The sequence below is a fragment of the Paenibacillus barengoltzii NBRC 101215 genome (genome assembly GCF_004000745.1).
Taxonomy (GTDB): Bacteria; Bacillota; Bacilli; order Paenibacillales; family Paenibacillaceae; genus Fontibacillus; species Fontibacillus barengoltzii.
Window position 1 is genome coordinate 12,475 of record NZ_BILV01000012.1, and the last position, 21,268, is coordinate 33,742.

16 protein-coding genes, 1 tRNA gene and 1 pseudogene are annotated in these 21,268 nt (G+C 51.8%); 16 read left to right on the forward strand and 2 right to left on the reverse strand.

Going from position 1 to position 21,268, the window contains the following annotated elements; genetic code table 11:
• The first annotated feature begins 127 nt into the window (after positions 1-127).
• From PBA01S_RS05070 to PBA01S_RS05110, 9 genes are all read left to right on the forward strand, one after another.
• Positions 128-1,789, forward strand: a complete 1,662-nt coding sequence (locus PBA01S_RS05070; RefSeq protein WP_085278285.1) for a response regulator — start codon at positions 128-130, stop codon at positions 1,787-1,789.
• Positions 1,786-3,576: a sensor histidine kinase gene (locus PBA01S_RS05075; protein ID WP_127575481.1), complete on the forward strand. Its 1,791-nt coding sequence runs from the start codon at positions 1,786-1,788 to the stop codon at positions 3,574-3,576. Before PBA01S_RS05070 ends, PBA01S_RS05075 begins: the two co-directional genes overlap by 4 nt.
• Entirely contained in the window at positions 3,573-4,562 is a 990-nt protein-coding gene (locus tag PBA01S_RS05080) for a substrate-binding domain-containing protein (protein WP_016311899.1), read from the forward strand. Before PBA01S_RS05075 ends, PBA01S_RS05080 begins: the two co-directional genes overlap by 4 nt.
• A gap of 273 nt (positions 4,563-4,835) precedes the next feature.
• Positions 4,836-5,873: a galactose ABC transporter substrate-binding protein gene (locus tag PBA01S_RS05085; RefSeq protein ID WP_016311900.1), complete on the forward strand. Its 1,038-nt coding sequence runs from the start codon at positions 4,836-4,838 to the stop codon at positions 5,871-5,873.
• Between the two features lie 168 nt (positions 5,874-6,041).
• Positions 6,042-7,547, forward strand: coding sequence for a sugar ABC transporter ATP-binding protein (locus PBA01S_RS05090; protein WP_127575482.1), 1,506 nt, complete (start codon positions 6,042-6,044; stop codon positions 7,545-7,547).
• A gap of 22 nt (positions 7,548-7,569) precedes the next feature.
• Positions 7,570-8,580, forward strand: a complete 1,011-nt coding sequence (gene mglC, locus PBA01S_RS05095) for a galactose/methyl galactoside ABC transporter permease MglC (RefSeq protein ID WP_016311902.1) — start codon at positions 7,570-7,572, stop codon at positions 8,578-8,580.
• 146 nt (positions 8,581-8,726) lie between these two features.
• The gene (locus tag PBA01S_RS05100) at positions 8,727-9,272 is read left to right on the forward strand and encodes a CAP domain-containing protein (RefSeq protein ID WP_016311903.1); all 546 of its coding nucleotides are present in this window, start codon (positions 8,727-8,729) and stop codon (positions 9,270-9,272) included.
• Positions 9,273-9,841: 569 nt separating this feature from the next.
• A complete protein-coding gene (locus PBA01S_RS05105; RefSeq protein WP_016311904.1) occupies positions 9,842-10,513 on the forward strand; it encodes a PspA/IM30 family protein in 672 nt (223 codons plus the stop codon).
• Between the two features lie 33 nt (positions 10,514-10,546).
• Positions 10,547-11,053, forward strand: coding sequence for a DUF4178 domain-containing protein (locus PBA01S_RS05110; RefSeq protein ID WP_016311905.1), 507 nt, complete (start codon positions 10,547-10,549; stop codon positions 11,051-11,053).
• A 158-nt stretch (positions 11,054-11,211) separates the two neighbouring features.
• Here the strand turns inward: PBA01S_RS05110 and PBA01S_RS05115 are convergent.
• Positions 11,212-11,284 (reverse strand) — tRNA-Lys (locus PBA01S_RS05115).
• Positions 11,285-11,459: 175 nt separating this feature from the next.
• On the opposite strand from PBA01S_RS05115, the gene PBA01S_RS05120 reads away from it, so the two are divergent.
• From PBA01S_RS05120 to PBA01S_RS05145, 6 genes and pseudogenes are all read left to right on the forward strand, one after another.
• The gene (locus PBA01S_RS05120) at positions 11,460-12,263 is read left to right on the forward strand and encodes a GDSL-type esterase/lipase family protein (RefSeq protein WP_016311906.1); all 804 of its coding nucleotides are present in this window, start codon (positions 11,460-11,462) and stop codon (positions 12,261-12,263) included.
• 42 nt (positions 12,264-12,305) lie between these two features.
• Complete coding sequence (locus PBA01S_RS05125; protein ID WP_174844464.1) at positions 12,306-13,292, forward strand: ABC transporter ATP-binding protein; 987 nt, start codon at positions 12,306-12,308, stop codon at positions 13,290-13,292.
• A complete protein-coding gene (locus PBA01S_RS05130) occupies positions 13,285-14,274 on the forward strand; it encodes an ABC transporter permease (RefSeq protein WP_127575515.1) in 990 nt (329 codons plus the stop codon). Before PBA01S_RS05125 ends, PBA01S_RS05130 begins: the two co-directional genes overlap by 8 nt.
• Before the next feature lie 76 nt (positions 14,275-14,350).
• Positions 14,351-16,336: a DNA topoisomerase IV subunit B gene (gene parE / locus PBA01S_RS05135; protein WP_016311909.1), complete on the forward strand. Its 1,986-nt coding sequence runs from the start codon at positions 14,351-14,353 to the stop codon at positions 16,334-16,336.
• Positions 16,337-16,349: 13 nt separating this feature from the next.
• Positions 16,350-18,788, forward strand: coding sequence for a DNA topoisomerase IV subunit A (gene parC, locus PBA01S_RS05140; RefSeq protein WP_016311910.1), 2,439 nt, complete (start codon positions 16,350-16,352; stop codon positions 18,786-18,788).
• A 90-nt stretch (positions 18,789-18,878) separates the two neighbouring features.
• Positions 18,879-19,061 (forward strand): annotated as a pseudogene (locus PBA01S_RS05145) (helix-hairpin-helix domain-containing protein); the annotation flags it as partial.
• Here the strand turns inward: PBA01S_RS05145 and PBA01S_RS05150 are convergent.
• The gene (locus PBA01S_RS05150) at positions 19,044-19,964 is read right to left on the reverse strand and encodes a LysR family transcriptional regulator (protein WP_016311912.1); all 921 of its coding nucleotides are present in this window, start codon (positions 19,962-19,964) and stop codon (positions 19,044-19,046) included. The pseudogene PBA01S_RS05145 and the gene PBA01S_RS05150 sit on opposite strands and share 18 nt — an antisense overlap.
• A gap of 152 nt (positions 19,965-20,116) precedes the next feature.
• On the opposite strand from PBA01S_RS05150, the gene PBA01S_RS05155 reads away from it, so the two are divergent.
• Entirely contained in the window at positions 20,117-21,184 is a 1,068-nt protein-coding gene (locus tag PBA01S_RS05155) for a branched-chain amino acid aminotransferase (RefSeq protein ID WP_016311913.1), read from the forward strand.
• The last annotated feature ends 84 nt before the right edge of the window (positions 21,185-21,268 follow it).

The following is a 21,268-nucleotide window of genomic DNA, read 5'->3' on the forward strand; positions in this document are numbered from 1 at the left end:
GGCGGAAAACAAACTAGACTAAGGTCTTGGTTCCTTCTCGCCGATCCGCATGATCCGTAATTTACTTTTGCGGACCGATACGTTAAAATCGGGGGGAAATCAGGGCATGGAAGAGGATGGTCCATCGATGTATAAATTGATCTTAGCCGATGACGAAGAAGATGTGCGCGAAGGCCTATTGGGCCTAATCGATTGGGAAGGTCTCGGTTATGTCGTCCTAGAGACGGCGGAGAACGGCAAAGAAGCAGTTGAGCTCGTGGAGAAGCATGCGCCGGACGTTGTGGTGACGGATATTCAAATGCCGTTTATGAATGGCTTGCAGCTTTCCGAGTGGATCCGTGAACGGTATCCGGCAACGAAGATCATCATTTTAACCGGGTACGAGGAATTTGAATATGCACAGAAGGCCATCCGACTGGGAATCGATGAATATATTTTGAAACCGTTTTCAGCTAGAGAATTGGCCGAAATTTTACGTAAGGTGAAGCTGCAGCTCGACGAGGAAATGGCTGCGAAGGAAAATGTGCAGCTGCTGACCGAGCACTACCGCAAAAATCTGCCGATCCTGCAAAGTCTATTTTTGTCTTCGCTCGTATCCCGGCGGCTGCAAGAAGCGGAAATTCATGAAAAATGTGAGCATTACGATCTGGACCTCAGCGGGGATCGATATATGGTGTCTGCTATTCGCATCGATTCCGTGCCAGCTCGGCGGGGACTAGACGAAAGTGAAGCATCGGGTAAAAGTACGACGTTGTCTCTGAAAGATACGAATGACACTCAGCTGCAGCTTTTTGCTGTCTTTAACATTGCGGAGGAAATTGCTAGTCTCCATCCGAAATGCAGAGCATTCATCCATCATGACGAGGTCGTGGTGCTCAGCGTAGGGGAACCTGGATCGGACAAGCCGCTTGCGGACCAAACGCTGCGACTGTTAGATGAAATCCGGTTTAGCGTGGAACGCTTCCTCAAGTTGTCGGTGACGATTGGCGCCGGTTCTGAGGTAGGACAATTAAGCGAGCTTGCCGGGTCCTATGAAGAGGCGGTAAAGGCGCTCGATTACCGCGTTATCCTCGGGGGAAACAAAGTGATTTGGATTGAGGATGTGGAATCACGGCAAACGGACCCGTTGTCATTGGATGAAATGAAGGAGAAAGAACTGGTGCGTTGCTTGAAGGTTGGCAGTGACCAGGAGTTAGTTCACCTTCTGGAGGAACTGTTTAAGGCATTAACGGACACCAAAGCATCGTATCAGGACTTCCAAGTATATTTGCTGGAGCTGCTGACCGCAGTCATCAAGGTTGCCAAGGACATCCGCGTTGACTTCGAAAAATTGTTTGGAGATGGGGCAGGGTTTCTTGGACAGTTCATTAAATTTTCGCATGCCGACGAAGCCAAAGCCTGGTTCCTGGATATTTGCATGAAGCTGAAGCAATCCATCGCCACAGATCGGCAATCCAGTTATAACAAGCTGGTGGATGAGGCGAAGGAATATATCAAGGCGCATTATGGTGACCACGATATCTCCATCGCTAAGGTATGTCAGCATCTTCATATCAGTACCGGGTATTTCAGTAACATTTTCAAAAAAGAAACGAAGACGACCTTTGTCAATTACTTGATGGGCGTTCGGATGGATGCCGCTCAAGATTTGCTGGTCACAACGGATCTGAAAGCTTTTGAGATCGCCGAGCGCGTAGGGTTTGCCGATCCGAACTATTTCAGCTTCTGCTTCCGCAAGAAATTTGGCATTTCCCCGAAAGAATATCGTATCGGAGCGAGAAGCTCATGAAGTTGTGGCGTTGGTTCAAACGTCTGTTTCAAGGGTTTCATATTCGTAATATTCAGGTGCTCATTTCTCTATCTTCGATTACCGTTACCGTATTGGCGGTTGTATTAGTCACAACGTTGCTGTACAACCGCTTCTCTAAGGCTGCGGAAGAGAACGCTTACTTAAGCCTGGAGCAAATTATTGAACAGGTTCATTCCAACCTGGAGCTATATGTCAGCGGGATGCAGGATATTTTTGACCTCGTGGAGCTGAAAATCTCCGTTGCTCCCTACTTGCCCACCAACGATCAGCTAGGGGAGCAGCTGCAGACCGTACTCAGTACTCGGGAGGATCTGGTCTCCATGGCGTTGTTTACCGAGGATGGGAAGCTGGTGCGCAATGTGCCAAGGTTGCCCATGCGGCAAAACACAAGGCTCCAGGAGCAATTATGGTTCGAATCGGCGGTTCAGAATCCCGGGAAGCTGCAATTTACTCCGCCGCACATTCAGAACCTGTTCAAATGGCAGTACCGCTGGGTCGTATCCATGAGCAAAACCGTGAACTACCGGGATCAAGGTGAATTGAAGCAAGGCGTATTGGTGATTGATATCAACTTCCGTACCATCGACGAGCTGAGCGGTCGGATCAGCTTGGGCAAGAAAGGGTACGTGTACATCATCGACGCCGTGGGAAATATCGTCTACCATCCGCAGCAACAGCTCATTTATGCCGGGTTGAAATATGAAAATCTGGAGCCGGTGCTGAATTATTCGTATGGCCGTTTTTCCGATGAGTTGGAAGGGGAGCCGCGGATTATCACGATTCAGACGGTAAAGCCGGCTGGCTGGAAAATCGTTGGGGTGGCTTATGCGGATGAATTTTTGACGACGAAACGGGAGGTTGGCGACTTTCTGTCCTGGTTTTTGCCTCTGGCTATCGCCATCATTCTGTTCGTTAGCATTTATGTTTCGGCCCGGATTTCGCAGCCGATTCGCAAGCTTGAACGTTCGGTTCAAATGGTGGAACGCGGAGATTTCGGGACGAATGTCTATGTTAGCGGGGCGTATGAGGTCGAGCAGTTGTCTAAACGGTTTAACTTGATGCTGCGCCGAATCCGTGAGCTGATGGATCAGATCATTCAGGAGCAGGAAGCCAAACGCAAGAGTGAGCTGGATGTATTGCAATCGCAAATCAATCCGCATTTTCTCTATAATACGTTAAATTCGGTCACCCGGCTGGCCGAGCTGGGACGGAACGAGGAGGTTGTCACGACGATTACGTCCTTGTCGCGGTTTTTCCGGATCAGCTTGAGTAAGGGGAAACATATCATCAGCGTGCAGGACGAGTTGGAACACGTCCGGCATTACTTAATCATTCAAACGATCCGGTTCAAGAACAAGTTCCGTTATGAGATTCGGGCGGATGAAGCTGCGTTGAAATGCTCAACCCTAAAGCTGATCTTGCAGCCGCTTGTCGAAAATGCCATTCATCATGGGATCGAAAAATCGGCCGAGGAAGGATTTATTGATATCGAGGCTCGTTTGGAAGGGGATAACCTGATCTTCCGGATCCGAGACAACGGTATTGGAATGACCTCGGATACGGTGGAAAAGCTCCTCAGCGGAAACATCCGCAGTGAAAGGGGCTCAGGGGTGGGGGTGCGGAACGTGCAGGAACGCATCACGCTCTATTACGGCCCTGGCTATGGGCTTCATTTCGAAAGTGAACCGGAGGAAGGGACGACGGTCACGATTACGATCCCGGCTGTACAGCCGGATAGTCTGGAACAAGGCGGGATGCAGCCATGAAGCGTAAGCCGAAGTGCATCTATCGAGCAGGGGTCCTGTTAATGGCAGGGGCACTGGTTACGATGTTGACCTCCTGCGGTGGTCCCGGGAGCGGGGCGGATCATCAGCAATTTTATGACGTGGATATGATCGTCAAGATGGATCGCGGTGATTATTGGAAGACGACCAAGCTGGGAGCGGAGGTTGCGGCCAAGGAGTTTAATGTCCGGTTGAATTTTGTCGCCCCGGAGAACGAAAACGATGTCGACGGTCAAATTCGACTGATGGAAGAGGCGATTGAGCGGCGTCCGGACGCCATTATCCTGGCGGCCTCTGACTATGAAGCGTTGGGTCAGGTGACCGACCGAACCTCCTATTACGACATTCCGGTTATTTCAATGGATTCGGAGGTCGCTTCCACCAAGGTCAAAACTTTCGTAGGGGCCAACAACTATGAGGCTGGCCAGAAGGCAGCCGAACGGTTGGTTGAGCTCACCGGGCCCGTGAGTGAAATCGGGATTATTAATTTTGCGAAAGGCGCTCGTAACGCAAACCAGCGCGAGGAAGGATTCCTGGATTACGTCGCCCGCTTTCCCGATGTCCACGTCGTCGATATTCAATACTGTGGCTCGGACGAGTACCTCGCCTATAAGTTGACGGCGGATATGCTGAAGCGATTCCCGGATCTGGACGGCATCGTTTCGTTAAGCGCCGAATCTTCGATTGGAGCCGGCCGGGCGGTTAACGAGCTTGGATACGGAGGCAAGGTGAAGATGATCGCCTTCGACAATCCGCCGGAGATGCTTGAACTCTTGCAGGAGGAGAAGGTACAGGCGATGGTCGTGCAGAACCCGTTTAACAATGGATACATGGCGGTTGTTGCCGCTGTCCAGTCGGCCCGCGGCGAGAAGCTGGAGGATCGCATTCCAACGGATACGAAGTTGATTGATCTGAATAATATGCTGTGGCCTGAAAACCAGAAGCTACTGTTTCCGTTTGTGAAATGATAGCGAAGTTTAGACGGCAATCATGGTCAAGTGTTCTAGAATGAAAGATAGAACGAGCAAACAGCAAGTGATCACCGGGAGTCCGGGGCGCTTGCTGTTTGATGTTTTTTGCGGCGATCGCTATAAAGATTTAGATATTCAATTCGACATCATCAGAATTTTGATAGAAAAACCTTAGAATTTTGGATTCGCAATACTCCCGAAACCATGCATAATGAAAACGTATCCAAGAGGATATCACTTAAGAAATACACATTCAGGAGGTCAAAAAATATGAAGAAGCTTACAACGGTCATGCTGGCTGCAGCCATGCTGGGAGCGACGATGGTCGGCTGCTCCAACGGCGGCGATAAAGAGAGCAGCGGAGCCAACGGGGGTTCTACTCCAAACGTGGGCGTGGCGATTTACAAATTTGACGATACGTTCATGACAGGTGTTCGTAACTCGATCGAGAAAAATGCCGACGGGATCGCGAAAGTGGACATCGTTGACAGCCAAAACTCCCAACCTACGCAAAACGATAAAATCGACTTGTTCTTAACGAAGAAGACGAATGCCTTGATCGTGAACCCGGTTGACCGGACGGCGGCAGGGGTCATTATCGACAAAGCGAAAGCGAAAGACACGCCGGTAGTATTCTTGAACCGCGAACCGTTGCCGGAAGATATGAAGAAATGGGATAAAGTTTATTACGTTGGTGCAAAAGCGGAAGAGTCCGGTACACTGTCTGGACAAATTATCGTGGACTATTGGAAAGCTCATCCGGAAGCAGATAAGAACGGCGACGGCGTACTGCAATACGTTATGCTGAAAGGCGAACCGGGCCACCAAGACGCGGAGCTGCGTACGCAATATTCAGTCCAAGCCATTGAAGATGCCGGTATCAAGGTAGAGAAAGTTGCTGAAGACACCGCGATGTGGGATCGCGTAAAAGGCCAAGAGAAAATGGCTGCGTTCCTGGCAGCAAATGGCGACAAAATCGAAGCCGTACTTGCGAACAACGATGACATGGCTCTCGGTGCTATCGAAGCATTGAAAGCAGCGGGTTACTTCACAGGCGATAAATACATGCCGGTTGTTGGCGTTGACGCAACGGCACCAGCCCTGCAAGCGCTTGAACAAGGTACCTTGCTGGGAACGGTTCTGAACGATGCAGAGAACCAAGGGAAAGCAGCGGTGACTCTGGCTTCCTTGCTGGCCAATGGCGAAACGATCAGCAAAGACAACGTAGGCTTTGATATCACCGACAATCAATATGTGTGGATTCCTTACCAAAAAGTAACGAAGGAAAACGCTGCTGACTTCAAATAAGAGTACGGCGAGCAGGTTAATCAGCAGGACTTCTCATATTCGCTAGAACAACATGGGAGGTTCGATGCCGAAAGGTACGGACCTCCTGTTTTTTCACAGGGGATAGGAACACAGGAGGAAACGATGCTGTGCCTCTAATGCGGAAGAAATGATCAGGGGGCGAAAACGATGTCTGAATATATGCTCGAAATGAAGGGCATTACCAAGGAATTTCCCGGCGTTAAAGCGCTGGATGGCGTAACACTGCAGGTTCGACCGGGGACCGTTCATGCGTTGATGGGCGAGAATGGGGCCGGTAAATCCACGTTGATGAAATGTCTGTTCGGGATTTATAAGCCGGACAGCGGCGAAATTTATTTGAATGGTCAAAAGGCGGAAATCAACAATTCCAGCGATGCGCTGAAGCTTGGGGTTTCGATGATTCACCAAGAGCTGCATCCGGTACCTTTCCGCAATGTGATGGAAAATATCTGGCTCGGACGTTTCCCGATGAAAGGATGGGGACCCTTCCAATTCGTCGACCATAAGAAGATGTATCAGGATACGGAAGAGCTGTTTAAACAATTAGATATCGATTTGGAACCGGATACGATTGTCGGCAAGCTGTCCGTTTCCAAAATCCAGTCGATTGAGATCGCGAAGGCGGTTTCGTTCAACTCGCGAATCATCGTGATGGACGAACCTACTTCTTCCTTGACGAGCGTCGAGGTGGAGCACCTGTTCCGGATCATCAACGACTTGAAGAAGCGCGGGGTGTCGATCATCTACATCTCGCACAAAATGGAGGAGATTTTGCGGATCTCCGACGATGTAACGATCATGCGTGACGGTAAGAAAATCGGGACGTGGCCGGCATCGGAGATGACGACAGACCTCATTATCTCCAAGATGGTCGGGCGCGATCTCACGCAGCGGTTCCCGGATCGCCACAACAAGCCTAACGGCGTCATTATGAAAGTGGAGCATTTGACGTCTATTGATCCGAAATCGTTTAAGGATGTATCGTTTGAACTGCGCAAAGGGGAGATCCTTGGCGTGGGCGGTCTGGTTGGGGCGCAGCGCACCGAGTTAATCGAAGCGTTGTTTGGCCTTCGTGAAATTCAATCCGGCACGATTTCGATTCACGGCAAAGAGGTGAAGATCCGCAGCGCCAGCGAAGCGAAGAAGTACGGCTTGGCGCTGTTGACGGAAGAGCGCCGGACGACTGGTATTTTCCCGGTATTGTCCGTTCATGAGAATGCGGCTATTGCCAACATCGATCGTTATGTAACGCCTTTTGGCCTGCTGAATGAACGGAAGAAGAAGGCGGAAGCCAACCAAATGGTAGAGAAGCTGCGGACGAAAACGCCGTCGCCGAAAACGCTGATCATGAACCTTTCCGGTGGGAATCAGCAGAAGGTGCTGCTGGCACGCTGGCTGCTTACCGACCCGGAAATTTTACTGCTGGACGAACCGACGCGCGGGATCGACGTCGGGGCAAAATACGAAATTTATTCCATTATTGCGGATTTGGCACAGCAAGGCAAAAGCATCATCATGATTTCATCCGAGATGCCTGAACTGCTTGGGATGTCCGACCGTGTCATGGTAATGTCCGAAGGCCGTCTGACGGGAATATTGGACGGAGATAAGGCTACGGAAGAAGAAATTATGCGTCTGGCAGCCCAGCACTAAGGATTTGAAGGAGGAGAAAATCATGAATACAAAGAAACTTCAGAGCTTTGTAACCGAAAATGCCATTTATATTGTCTTGGCCGTGTTGCTTATTGGCATCGCCGCTTATGATCCAAGCTTTATCGGACTCAATACATTACGTGATATTTTGATTCAATCGTCCACTCGGGTAATCATCGCCCTTGGGGTAGCATTTATCCTTATTACCGGCGGTACGGACTTGTCCGCGGGCCGGATGGTTGGCTTGACGGCGGTCGTCTCTGCCTCTATGCTGCAAGAGGTTGATTATGCCCGACGCTTTTTCCCGAACTTGCCGGAACTTCCTTTGTTTGTGCCGATTTTGATCGCGATTGTTGTCGGCCTGATCTTTGGTCTGATCAACGGGGTCATCGTATCCAAGTTTAAAGTTCCACCGTTTATCGCGACGCTCGGTACCATGGTTGCCATCTACGGGATCAACTCCCTGTATTTCGATACGGAGCCGAACCAATCCCAGCCGATTGGCGGTTTGCGCAACGACTTTACTACGTTGGGTTCTGGTTCCTTGTTCAGTAACTGGAGCTTCTCGATTCCTTATATCGTCATTATCGCGATTGTGGTTTGTGCGATTGTTTGGGTGATGTTCAATAAAACCCGGCTTGGCAAAAATATGTACGCCATCGGCGGTAACCAACAAGCTGCAAAAGTATCAGGGATTAACGTCTCCAAAAACTTGATTATGATTTACTCGATTGCCGGGGCGCTTTATGGCTTGGCTGGTGTGCTGGAAGCAGCCAGAACCGGCGGTGCTACGAACAACTATGGGAACATGTACGAGCTAGATGCGATCGCAGCCTGCGTCGTTGGCGGCGTATCCACCACCGGCGGGATTGGTACGGTTCCAGGCATTATGGCAGGCGTGCTGATCTTTACGGTCATCAACTATGGCTTGACTTTCGTAGGTGTAGGACCTTACTGGCAACAAATCATTAAAGGTGCCATTATCGTGGCTGCGGTAGCGTTCGATATGCGGAAATACGCAAGTAAGAAATAAGGTCTTTTTAGGATATGGATAGGGCGGCTCTGGAGCCGTCCTTTTTCCATTTTTTTAGCAAGCGGATGGCGTCGAAATATGTTAAAATTTGAGAAGAAACGAAAACTAGAATCGGCGATAGGAAATTCGGCTGGGAGGAGCACGCCATGATGAAGAAGTGGAGCAAAATCGGTTTGTCCGGGCTGTTGGTGGCAACTTTGGTTTTGGTGATGACGACGGGGCAAGGAGGAACCGGTTTCGGAACGGAAACGGCGCATGCTGCAGCAGCCGCCAGCAACTCCTCGCAGTCGAAGTTACTTGCAGCGGTCTACTTGAAGATCCAGACGGAGAACGCGTCCAAGGTAGTTGAGCTCGTCAACAAGGAGCGGAAGAAAGCCGGTCTGAAGCCGCTGATTGTACATACCAATCTGAGCAAAATGGCCAAAATCAAAGCCATCGACATGTTCAAAACCGATTATTTCAGCCATACGTCGCCGAAATACGGCTCACCCTTCGACATGATGGATGCGTTCAACATTACCTACATCTACGCAGGAGAGAACATCGGCAAAGGGCAACGTTCCGCCGAGGAAGTGGTTAAGGATTGGATGGAAAGTCCTGGCCATAAAGCGAATATCCTGAACCCGAAATACAAGCTGATTGGCGTTGGATATTATAATGGATATTGGGTACAGGAGTTTATTGGGAAGTAGAGGGATTCCTTCGCCCTATTGCTGACCGTGAAAAAGAATAACGACCACGGGCCGCTCTTGTCCGCCACTTGTCCATTGATGCGAATGGAAGGAAGACAAGCGGCTCCCAAATGCGGACGTAGACTCCCTTAGGTTCGTTATTCTTTTTCATCAAGCAATAGGACGTAGGAAATGTGGGCAGATGCAGGATAGAGCCCGGCTTGGGAGCTGGGCTCTTTGTTGTATTTTAGCGGAGTCTGGGGAGAGGGAAGTGTGTTTGTGAGTAGTCGGGTGTTGGTCTATTTTGACGGAGGGATTCAACGGGATAATGGGGTGCTAACGGAACGGAGAGACGCTATTTGGCGGTTCAGGCGGGATCGGGAACTCTAACGGAACGAGGTGACCTTATTTGGGGGATTGGGGCTGGAGAAGGGCCATCTTGAGGTGAATAACGTCTTCTGGTTCCGTTAGAGCGGGAAATAGTCGGGAAATGGGTAAATAAGGTCTCTACGATATTTTATTGAAACCTCCCGAACTTTGCAGCGTAAACATAAGCATAATCTGATATTTCAATCGGGAGGAAAGAGCAAATGTCCATTTTCAAAAGATTACGCGATTTGACCATGTCTAATATCAACGCTTTGATTGACAAAGCGGAGGATCCGATCAAATTGACCGACCAATATATCCGCGATATGCAAGAAGATCTCGAAGATGCGGAGAAGGCCGTTGCTGCCCAAATCGCGATCGAGAAGAAGTTTAAAGGCTTGTATGAAGAACAGCAAGCGTTGGTTGAGCGGCGCACTCAGCAGGCGCATCAGGCAGCTCAAGCGCAAAACGTTGATCTGGCTCGCCGTGCGCTCGAAGAGAAGAAAGCCGCTGAGGCGAAGATGGCAGAATACAAGGCAAGCTACGAGCAAAACAAGGCCGCAGCTGACAATCTCCGTTCGAAGCTTGAGGAAATGCGCAAACAGCTGACGGAAATGAAGAACAAACGCGAAACGCTGGTTGCCCGTTACAATGCAGCTAAAGCACAAAATGAAATCAACAAGACGATGTCCGGGTTTAACTCCGATTCGGCAGCAAGCGGCCTGAAGCGGATGGAAGAGAAGATGCTGCAAATGGAAGCTCAAGCCGAAGCAAGCAATGAGCTGAACGCGAAGGCGAAATCCTTGGATGAGGAGTTCGAAAGCCTGAACAAGGATGCAGCCGTGGAAGCAGAATTGGCCGAGTTGATGAAGCTCTATGAGGATAAAAAATAAGCGACTTGATTCTAAAGTGAGGCTAGACCAAACATGAGCGTATGGAAAAGACTCGGCAATCTGTTTGCCAAACCGGCGCCGCCCGTCGTGGAGAAGAGCATGCTCACGCTGGCCCCGGGCGACATCTGTGAGGTATCGCTCGTTTCCTACGAAGTGACCGGCCGGGTAGGTAATCGCGGGCGTAACGCGGTGATGCTGACGCTGCAGGACGGCAGTCAGATCCGCTATCTGCTGGTCGAGGATCGTGAGTCGCTGCAGTATCACCTCTATGAGCCGATTGACGGGCGGCTCAACGATCCGACCGAGGTACCGGGCCAGATGGACCTTGACGGAACCCTGTACTATTTGGAAGAAGAATACGGAGGTTATGTGTCGGTGGTTGGCAAGACGCCGTTCCTGCAAGGCGGGGAGCAGCATGTCTGGCAGTACCAGTCAGACGACGGCAAGCTGCTGCGGATCGAGTGGCAGAACGGGCGGTTTATGTTATACGAAGGCGCTAAAGTGATTCCGGCCGACATTAAAGTCATTCGAGCCAATTGAGGCCATAAGTCGTTGAAGCAACTAGGGTTCAAAGCGCGATGAAGCCTGATGAAGCGCGAGAACGAGGTGATCCCCTCGATTCCCGCGCTTTTTTTCGCCAAAAATACACAAAAAAATAACATCCCCCAGGCTGCCCATGCAGTGGAGGATGCTATAAATGGGTTATGCAGGGATCGAACCTGCGACCTGCCGATTAAGAGTCGGCTGCTCTACCAGCTAAGCTAATAACCCTCAAAGTAAGGTTTCTTAAGGACAAGAATTATTATAACTCTGTCGTTTTAAAAATGCTAGCCCTTTTTCGAGAAAATTTGCATCTCTTTGCAAGAAGTTTTATGTTATTTACATAAGTTGGAGAGTGACTCATCGTGAGCGAAATGTAGGACTGCGTGGAAACAGGAGGGATTAGATGAGCAGAACGTCCCGGATTTGGCTATGGGCGGGATTGGCGTCACTGATATCGACTTTAATTCTGCTCGCTGGATTCGTATATGCGGTGTCGGATATTGCCGATCCGTCGGCAGCTGCGGGTCATTCGCCGGCTCCACCGTCCCCAATGGAACCCGCTGTGAAAGCAGGAGCCTGGGATGTGACGGCCCTTGGGGATTCCTTGGCCAAAGGGACTGGAGACGATACAGGCAGCGGATTTGCCCGCCGGGCGGTAGAACTTTTTAATAAAGAAGGCACCACGTCTAAACTGATCAACAACTTGGGAATTAACGGTCTAACCACGAAAGAACTGCTGCCAATGCTGGACGATCCCGGCGTGAAATATGCCCTGCAGCAGTCGGGGATTATCCTGTTGTCGATTGGGGGAAATGATCTGTTTGACGGCACGGAGGCATTAACCTCAGGGCAGCAAGTCCCATCTCAGGCGGAAATCGAAGCGGCGATTGAGAAGAGCTCGGAGGATTTTGAAAAAATTGTAGCACAAATTAAGAAAATCAACGTGCAAGCGCTCCTCGTCTACGTTGGGTTATATAACCCGTTCAGCGATCTTGAGGGGATGCGCGAAATCGGAAATGATACGGTCGCGCGCTGGAACGCAATGGCGATGAAGACGCTCGGGGAATATGAAGGGACGTTGGTCATACCGACGTATGACTTGTTTACGAATAACGCGGCCCGGTATTTGTCGAGCGACCATTTTCATCCGAACGGGGATGGCTACCAGGCGATTGCCGAACGGATGGTCCAAAGCATCGCGCGCTAATGACGGTATAATGCTGGAGTTTACAATGAAGGAGTGAACGGCATGGGAGCACGGCAGCCGATCATTGCTGAGCAGCCTCAACCTGTCCTCAGGGTGCAGGGGCTTAAGAAGAAAATCGGACGGAAGTGGATCGTCCACGATGTGAACTTTGAGGTGTATGCCGGGGAGATTTTTGGGTTCCTTGGCCCGAATGGAGCTGGCAAAACAACCACGATCCGCATGCTCGTCGATTTAATTCGGCCAACCGAAGGCCAAGTACATATTTGCGGATATCATGTACAGCGGGAACCGGAGCTGGCGCTGCGCTGCGTCGGCTCCATCGTGGAAAATCCCGAGGTTTACAACTATTTAACTGGACGGGAGAATCTCGAGCATTTCGCCCGCATGATGCCGGGCATCGATGGAAAGCGGATTGAGGAAGTTGTGCAAATGGTTGGGTTGACTGGCCGGATCGATGATAAAGTGAAAACCTATTCGCTTGGTATGCGTCAGCGACTGGGCATTGCCCAAGCGTTGTTAGGCCGGCCAAAGCTTCTGATTCTGGACGAACCGACAAACGGTCTGGATCCGAAGGGGATCAAAGAAATGCGCAGCTTCATCCGCCGACTCGCGGAAGAAGGAATGGCTGTATTTGTCTCGAGCCACTTGCTTAGCGAAATACAATTGCTGTGCGACCGGGTGGCCATTATCGGGCGCGGGCGCGTCCTCGCCGTCGGCAAAGTGGATGAGCTGATCCAGGCGAATCGAAGTTATGTCGTCTGGGAGCTGGAGCCTCGGGAACCCGGCGAGGTGCTGCTGCGGTCGACGAGCGGGGTCAACGTGGTCACCGAAGTCGGAAATGTACTGGACGATACGATCATCGCAGGGATTCAAGGCCGGGCGATCGTCACTCAAATGCAGCCGGAATTGATCCCAGGCCTCGTCCAGCGTTTGGTGCAGGAAGGGATACGAGTGGAGGCGGTGCAGAGGGTGAATCCAACGCTCGAGCAGCTGTTCCTGGGGATGACGGAAGGTGAAAGCATTGAATAACATTCTTCCTTTAGTAAAAAATGAAACGATCAAGATGATCAAAAAGAAACGCTTTTACGTCATCTTGCTCGTGTTGATCGTGCTGGTTCCGATGTTTGCTTATGCCCAGCTGCGACAAGCGGAGGACAAACGGGAGAAGTTCGGGGCGGACTGGCGCAGGGAAGTACAGCAAGCGATCACGGACAACCAGAATTCGCTGGGCAGTGACCGGGTGCCGGAGGAATGGAAGAAATACCGTAAAATTTATATTCAGCAGTTGAAGTATTATTTGGAGCATGATGTGAATCCGCGAGAACCGGGCGGCGTCTCCTTTACCCGGGAGTTCTTGGATAACGCAGCCACACTGTTCATTCCGTTGTTAATTATGGGCGTGGGATCGGATATCGTCTCTTCGGAACGGACGAGCGGAACGGTCAAAATGCTGCTCACCCGGCCGGTAAGGCGATGGAAGGTTCTCTTGAGCAAGCTGATCACGCTGATGATGTTTGTGTCCTTGATCATTGTATCAACCTGTGTGATCTGCTATTTCATCTCAGGGTTATTTTTTGGTTACCGCGGATGGACGATGCCGGTATTTACAGGATTCCAGCTGCGGGGGGCCGAAGTAGACATCTCGGGTGTACATGCCGTGCCGCAATGGTTGTATATATTCATGCAGGCCGGCCTGATCTGGTTTGTCAGCATGGTGGTGGCTGCCCTGGCGTTTATGGTGTCAGTGCTTGTGCGCAGCACATCGGCAAGTATTGTCATTATGATGGCGACGCTGATCGCTGGAAATATTTTGACGAACATGGCTTCTTCCTGGACCAGCGCCAAATATTTATTTATGGTGAATCTTGGTTTAACGAATTATTTGGCGGGGACACCGGCTCCGATCGAGGGAATGACGCTGGGATTTTCGCTGGCTGTGCTGGCGATTTGGGGCCTTTGCGCCCTCGTCGTTTCATTCCTTGTCTTTACGAAACAAGATATTTTGAATTAAAATGGACAAAGGCACCAAAACATCTGTTCGACTACTACATACAAAGGTAGACTAAAGAATTAAAGGGGGAGCATGAATGGCCGAACAAATCGATTTGTTCGAGGACGTACCCGGCACGAATGCCGATGGCCCGTCTTCGGGATACGACGCGGACGACATTCAAGTGCTCGAAGGGCTTGTCGCGGTACGCAAACGGCCAGGGATGTATATTGGCAGTACGAGCTCGTCGGGACTACATCATCTGGTATGGGAGATCGTTGACAACGCGGTCGACGAGCATCTGGCGAAGTACTGCACGAAAATTGACATTACGCTGAACAAGGACGGATCGGTCACTGTACTCGATAACGGCCGGGGGATTCCAACCGGCATGCATAAAACCGGGATACCGACGCCGCAAGTCGTCTATACGATCCTGCATGCAGGCGGCAAGTTTGGCGGATCGGGTTACAAGAAATCCGGCGGGTTGCACGGCGTTGGGGCCTCGGTAACGAACGCGTTGTCCGAGTGGCTCGAAGTGGAAATTTATCGGGACGGAAAAATCCACCGGATGCGCTTCGAATATTGGGTTGATGACAAAGGCATTGAACACGTGGGTGAGCCGGTTACTGGACTTGAAGTGATCGGCAACACGAACAAGACCGGCACGAAGGTAACGTTTAAACCGGATATTCGCGTCTTCACCGGCGGGATCGGATTAAACTACGATACGCTCGCGGAACGATTGCAGGAGATCGCGTTTCTGAATTCGGGCCTGAAGGTGACCTTGAAGGATGAGCGGGTCGGCCGTTCCGACGAGTTTTTTTACGAGGGCGGAGCCAGTCAGTTCGTGGAGTTCCTTAATGACGGGAAGGACGTGCTGCATGATGTCATCCATTTCTATGCGGAGCGGGAGGATATCGAAGTCGAAGTGGCGCTGCAATACAATGCAGGGTACACCGAAACGCTGGTATCGTTCGTCAACTCCATCCCAACTCGGGGCGGGGGAACGCATGAAACCGGATTCAAGACAGCTTACACCCGCGTGATGAACGAATATGCTCGGAAGAACGGCTTGCTCAAGGAAAAGGATAAAAACCTCGAAGGTAACGATTTGCGCGAAGGCATGATGGCCGTTATCAGCGTCAAGATGTCCGAGGTGGAGTTTGTCGGTCAAACGAAAGACCAGCTCGGAAGTGCATCGGCTCGAAGTGCGGTGGAATCGGTCGTGAGCGAGAAAATGGCGGTGTTCCTGGAAGAGAACCCGCAGGTTGCTCAGACGCTGATCAAGAAGGCGGTCCAAGCCTCCAAAGCACGGGAGGCCGCTCGCAAAGCCCGCGACGAAATGCGTTCGGGCAAGAAGCGGAGCGAAAGCTCCAACCTTGGCGGCAAGCTGACGCCGGCGCAGTCGAAGGATTATACGCGCACAGAGCTGTTTATTGTGGAAGGGGATTCCGCTGGCGGTTCGGCCAAGCAGGGGCGTGATTCGAAGCTACAGGCTATTTTGCCGTTGAAAGGGAAGCCGATGAATCCGGAGAAGGCCAAGCTGGCGGATATTCTCAAGAACGACGAGTACCGGGCGATTATTTCGGCGATTGGCGCAGGCATTGGGCCGGATTTCACCCTGGAGGACAGTAACTTCTCCAAGATCATCATCATGACCGACGCCGATACAGACGGTGCGCACATTCAAGTGTTGCTCTTGACGTTCTTTTACCGTTATATGAAGCCGCTGATCGATGCGGGACGGGTCTATATCGCGCAACCGCCGTTGTACAAGATTACTCGTCGTTCCGGCAAGCTGGAGACGGTGAGATATGCGTGGACCGACGAGCAGCTGCAGAACTACCTGAAAGAATTCGGCAAAAATTTCGAGCTGCAACGCTACAAAGGTTTGGGAGAAATGAATCCCGAACAGCTGTGGGAAACGACGATGAATCCGGAAACGCGGACCATGCTGCAGGTGCAGATCGAAGACGCCGCCAAAGCGGAGCGCCGCGTGTCTACGCTGATGGGGGACAAGGTCGATCCGCGCAAGCGATGGATCGTGGAAAACGTGGATTTCACGGAGTTTGAGGAATAGAAGGTGAATTGATGTGAGCATGCTGGAAAACTTTTTGCCGGCGTTCTTGGAAGAGGTTGTAGGCGACCGATTTGGCCGGTATTCCAAATATATTATTCAGGACCGGGCGATTCCTGACATTCGCGACGGGTTGAAGCCGGTTCAACGCCGGATATTGTATGCGATGTACGATTCCGGTAATACCCCGGACAAACCGTACCGGAAATCGGCGAAGACGGTTGGGGACGTTATGGGGAACTACCATCCGCACGGGGACTCTTCGATCTACGAAGGGATGGTACGGATGGCGCAGCCGTGGAAGATGGGCCATGCGCTTATCGACGGTCACGGCAACTGGGGTTCGCAGGACGATGACCCGGCAGCAGCGATGCGGTATACCGAAGCGCGCTTGTCGGCGATCGCGATGGAGCTCTTGCGAGATATTGAGAAGCGGACCGTGCCGTTTAAGGACAACTTCGACAATACGGCGAAGGAACCCGTCGTCCTGCCGGCCCGTTTTCCGAACCTGCTGGTCAACGGGGCCAGCGGGATCTCCGCAGGGTTTGCGACGGAAATTCCGCCGCATAACCTGCGCGAGGTGATTGATGCCTGCATCGCCTTGATGGAGAAGCCGGAAATGACGCTAGAGGAAATTCGGCTGTTCGTGAAAGGACCGGATTTTCCGACGGGCGGCATTATTATGGGCGAGGAAGGCATTCGGGAAGCTTATGAGACCGGGAAAGGCCGGATTTATTTGCGCTCCAAGACAGAAATCGAGACGCTACGCGGCGGCAAGCAGCAGATTGTTATCACCGAGATTCCTTATCAGGTGGTGAAGTCGCGCTTGGTAACGGCAATGGAAAACATCCGTCTGGAGAAAAAGGTGGACGGCATTGCCGAAGTGCGGGACGAAAGCGGCCGGAACGGACTGCGTATCGTTGTCGAGTTGAAGAAGGATGCGGATGCTCAGGGGATTTTGGCCTATTTGCTGAAAAAAACCGACCTGCAAGTCACCTACAACTTCAACATGGTGGCGATCGTTAACAAGGCGCCGCGTCAGCTGGGGCTCAAAGCGATGCTCGAAGCCTACATTGCCCACCAGCGCGAGGTTGTGACCTACCGGACGCAATATGAGCTGGAGAAGCTGGAGGACCGTGCTCACGTTTTGGAGGGCTTGGTCAAGGCGCTTAACATTTTGGATGAGGTCATCGCAGCCATCAAAGCCTCCAAGAACCGTCAAGATGCGCAAAACAACCTGCAATGGATGTTCGGCTTCACCGAACGGCAGGCCGATGCGATCTTGACCCTGCAGTTGTACCGTTTAACCAATCTGGAGATTACGACGCTGCAGAAAGAGCTGGAGGACATCCAGAAGAAAATCACCGTGTTGCGCGGCATCTTGGAAAGCGATAAGAAGCTGATCGCACTGATCAAGAAAGAGCTGCTCGAGATCCGCGACAAATACGGGATCGACCGCCGTTCGCACATTCAGGACGAGGTTGAGGAGTTGAAGGTCAACCTTGAGGTGCTGGTGGCTCAAGAGGATGTACTGGTTACGATTTCCCATGAGGGGTACATCAAGCGTACCAGCATGCTGTCGTTTACGCGATCCGGCGGGGAGCGCGATGGCTCCGGGGTCAAAGAAGGCGACTACATGAAGTATTTGCTGGAGGTAGATACTTTGCAGAACCTGCTGATCTTTACGCAGCGGGGGCAATACTTCCTCTTGCCGGTGCACCAGATTCCAGAGTTTAAATGGAAGGATAACGGGACAGCGATCGTCAACGTTATTCCGCTGGCCAAGGAAGATCGCATTGTCAGCGTGATTCCGGTGAAGAGCTTCGACGAGAATCCAGAGCTCAGTCTGGTCTTCGTGACGAAGAACGGTCAAGTGAAGCGAACCGAGCTGAAAGAATACGAAACGAAGCGCTCCGGTGCGGTGGCCGCCTGCAAGGTTGGCGACGGCGATGAAGTGCTGAGCGTCACGGTCAGCCGGAACAACCAGGAAATTCTGCTATTAACGAAGCAGGGAATGGCGATCCGGTTCGCCGAAGACGAAGTGAACCCGATGGGACGGGTATCTGCAGGGGTACGCGGGATCAACCTGAAGGATGACGATGAGGTTGTTGCCGCGCTCTGGGTCGAAGGCGAGGAAGGCGAAGTCCTAGTCGTATCCGACTTGGCTTACGCGAAGCGCAGCCTGCTGCTGGACTATCCGGTACAAAGCCGGGGCGGCAAAGGTGTCCAGACGTTTGAATTTAAGGAAGGCAAACGCGTCAAACCAAACGGCAGCCGCTTAGTTGGCGGTATTCATTGCAAGGAGCCGGTGTTGTTACAGGCCGTCACGAAGGAAGGGCAAATGCACACCTTCAGCTCGGAAGATGCTCCAATCGCGGACCGGAAGTCCATAGGGAAAGCGATGATGTCCGTAGACAAAAACGACGAGATCGTGGATCTCTTCGTCAAAGAATAAGCGATCAACTCCGGGGAAGGGCTTGAAACTTTCCCGGAGTTTTTTTTAAACAATCCGTAGTGAAGGGGGGGATGGAGAATGGCGGAAGCGCATTTCCTGTCGCGGTTATCCGCGCCGGCTAGACGAGCCTTGGAAGCAAATGGCGTAACGACTTTGGAGAAGTTGGCCGAGCTGAGTGAGCAAGAGGTGCTGCGATTTCATGGCATGGGCCCCGCTTCCTTGCCTAAGCTGAGAGAGGCTTTGCGTGCGCAAGGATTAACGTTTCGGAGCTAAAATCGAGCCTTGAACTGCTCCCTCGTGATCCTCGGTAAGATGATCGATGAATGCTTGGAGCGTAGGATCCATAAACGTACTTCTGCGATAGACTAACCCGACGTTTTTGTGCGGAACGGGCTGTGCCAACGGGACAACGGTGATTCCGCCGCGGCGGTTCGTGCTAGTTAACGTCCGGGCATAAGAACCGGGGAGAACCGTACCTCCGACGTGGTGGATGACCATCTGGACCTGGGATTCCATCGTCGACAGCTCCATGACTGGCCGGATCTCAATGCCCTGATCAGCGCATGCCGTATCCAGCAGTTGCCGCACGTAAAACTTCGGCGGAAAGAGCACCAGCGGCAGCTGTGCAACCTGCTCCAGCGTCACTTCCGGCAGCTCCGCATAAGCATGCTGGCTGGAGACAACCAGCACCAGCGCCTCGTCGAACAGCGGTCGGCTGACGATTTGCTCATCCTGGAGCGGCAGAAACACGACGCCGAGATCCAGCTGGTTGGCGAGCAGTCCGGCTCTGGTCTCTTCGGTGGCGAGCTCAAGCACCGTCAGCTCAATTCCGGGGTACTGACGGTGGAAAGAGATCAGCTTGTCTTCCAGCAGGTGGTTGCCGGAGCATCCGATGCGGAGCTGCCCGCGCTGTACGCCGGTAATCTGGCCGATTTCCAATTTTGCCTGCTCTACCTCATAAACCACCCGGCGGGCGTGCTCCAACAGGATTGCTCCTGCTTGGGTCAGGTAGTTTTTTTTACCAATCCGTTGAATGAGGGCCGTCCCCAGCTCTTGCTCCAGCAAGCGAATTTGGTGGCTGAGCGTGGGCTGCGTAATCCCCAGTCTTTCCGCAGCTTTGGTGAAGTGCAAATCCTCCCCGACCGCGATGAAATATTCCAATAAACGATGCTCCATAGCGGATCATTCTCCTTAATACATAGATGTTGTCAATGATTATAATTGAAACGATGTTATTGATCAATGAAGAAAGAATCGGTATAGTGAAAGACAGAGTAATTATTGCTTCGTTAGTTCGTGAATCCGATAAAGGGAAAGAGGAAATGAATATGGGAAATTGGTCCATCACATTAACGACGGCTAAAAAAGCGAAGCCGGCTGCCGATCAGCTGGGCTTTGGCAAATATTTTACCGATCATATGCTGCTTATGGATTATACGGCAGATCAAGGCTGGCACGATCCGCGAATCGTGCCGTATGGACCGATTTCGCTGGATCCATCGGCGATGGTGTTCCACTACGGGCAAGAAGTGTTTGAGGGTATGAAGGCTTACCGGACACCGCAGGGAGAGCTCGTATTGTTCCGACCAGATATGAACTTACGCCGGTTGAATCATTCATGCGAACGTCTTGGGATTCCTCAGGTGGATCCGGAGGAAGTGCTGGAAGGTATTTGCCGCCTGCTCGCTTTAGAGGAAGAGTGGATGCCGGAAGGCGAAGGCAATTCTTTATATATCCGACCGTTTATTATTGCCACTGAAGCAGGTCTTGGGGTGCGGGCCGCAGAGGAGTATCGGTTGATCGTCATTTTATCGCCGGTTGGGGCTTATTATCGCGAAGGCATCCATCCGGTGCGCATTTATGTGGAGGATCGGTACGTTCGGGCGGTTCGCGGCGGTACCGGTGAAGCGAAAACCTCGGGGAACTATGCCGCAGGCATCAAAGCCCAGGAAGATGTCAAATCGCTGGGCTTCTCCCAGGTGTTATGGCTTGACGGAATCGAGAAGAAGTATATCGAAGAAGTGGGCAGCATGAACGTGTTCTTCAAGATTGCCGGGGAAGTGGTCACTCCCGAACTGAACGGCAGTATTCTGGCTGGTGTCACGCGGGACTCGGTCATTCATCTTCTTCGGGAGTGGGGAGTTCCCGTTAAGGAACGCCGGATCTCGATTGAAGAGCTGTTCGAGGCCCATAAGGAAGGGAAACTTGAAGAAGCGTTTGGCACCGGAACGGCGGCGGTCATCTCTCCGATCGGCAGCATGACGTGGGAAGGTCATGACATGGAGATTGCTGGAGGCCAAACCGGAGCATTGTCGGCAAAACTGTACGAGACATTGACCGGAATCCAACGCGGAGAGCGGGAGGATTCCTTCGGATGGCGGTATTCCGTCCGTTAAAAACAACGGGATGGTGCCCCTTTGCCGTAAACCCTTGGATAATTGCTTCAAGGCAGCAGGAATTTGCGAAGGAAGCAGCGAATT

Excerpts from the sequence above, each read along its gene's own strand:
- PBA01S_RS05150 (WP_016311912.1), bottom strand. The coding sequence starts at position 19,964 with ATGGAGCATCGTTTATTGGAATATTTCATCGCGGTCGGGGAGGATTTG.
- PBA01S_RS05070 (WP_085278285.1), top strand. The coding sequence starts at position 128 with ATGTATAAATTGATCTTAGCCGATGACGAAGAAGATGTGCGCGAAGGC.
- PBA01S_RS05100 (WP_016311903.1), top strand. The coding sequence starts at position 8,727 with ATGATGAAGAAGTGGAGCAAAATCGGTTTGTCCGGGCTGTTGGTGGCA.
- mglC (WP_016311902.1), top strand. The coding sequence starts at position 7,570 with ATGAATACAAAGAAACTTCAGAGCTTTGTAACCGAAAATGCCATTTAT.
- PBA01S_RS05105 (WP_016311904.1), top strand. The coding sequence starts at position 9,842 with ATGTCCATTTTCAAAAGATTACGCGATTTGACCATGTCTAATATCAAC.
- PBA01S_RS05125 (WP_174844464.1), top strand. The coding sequence starts at position 12,306 with ATGGGAGCACGGCAGCCGATCATTGCTGAGCAGCCTCAACCTGTCCTC.
- PBA01S_RS05085 (WP_016311900.1), top strand. The coding sequence starts at position 4,836 with ATGAAGAAGCTTACAACGGTCATGCTGGCTGCAGCCATGCTGGGAGCG.
- PBA01S_RS05090 (WP_127575482.1), top strand. The coding sequence starts at position 6,042 with ATGTCTGAATATATGCTCGAAATGAAGGGCATTACCAAGGAATTTCCC.
- parE (WP_016311909.1), top strand. The coding sequence starts at position 14,351 with ATGGCCGAACAAATCGATTTGTTCGAGGACGTACCCGGCACGAATGCC.
- PBA01S_RS05120 (WP_016311906.1), top strand. The coding sequence starts at position 11,460 with ATGAGCAGAACGTCCCGGATTTGGCTATGGGCGGGATTGGCGTCACTG.
- PBA01S_RS05110 (WP_016311905.1), top strand. The coding sequence starts at position 10,547 with ATGAGCGTATGGAAAAGACTCGGCAATCTGTTTGCCAAACCGGCGCCG.
- PBA01S_RS05080 (WP_016311899.1), top strand. The coding sequence starts at position 3,573 with ATGAAGCGTAAGCCGAAGTGCATCTATCGAGCAGGGGTCCTGTTAATG.
- PBA01S_RS05155 (WP_016311913.1), top strand. The coding sequence starts at position 20,117 with ATGGGAAATTGGTCCATCACATTAACGACGGCTAAAAAAGCGAAGCCG.
- PBA01S_RS05075 (WP_127575481.1), top strand. The coding sequence starts at position 1,786 with ATGAAGTTGTGGCGTTGGTTCAAACGTCTGTTTCAAGGGTTTCATATT.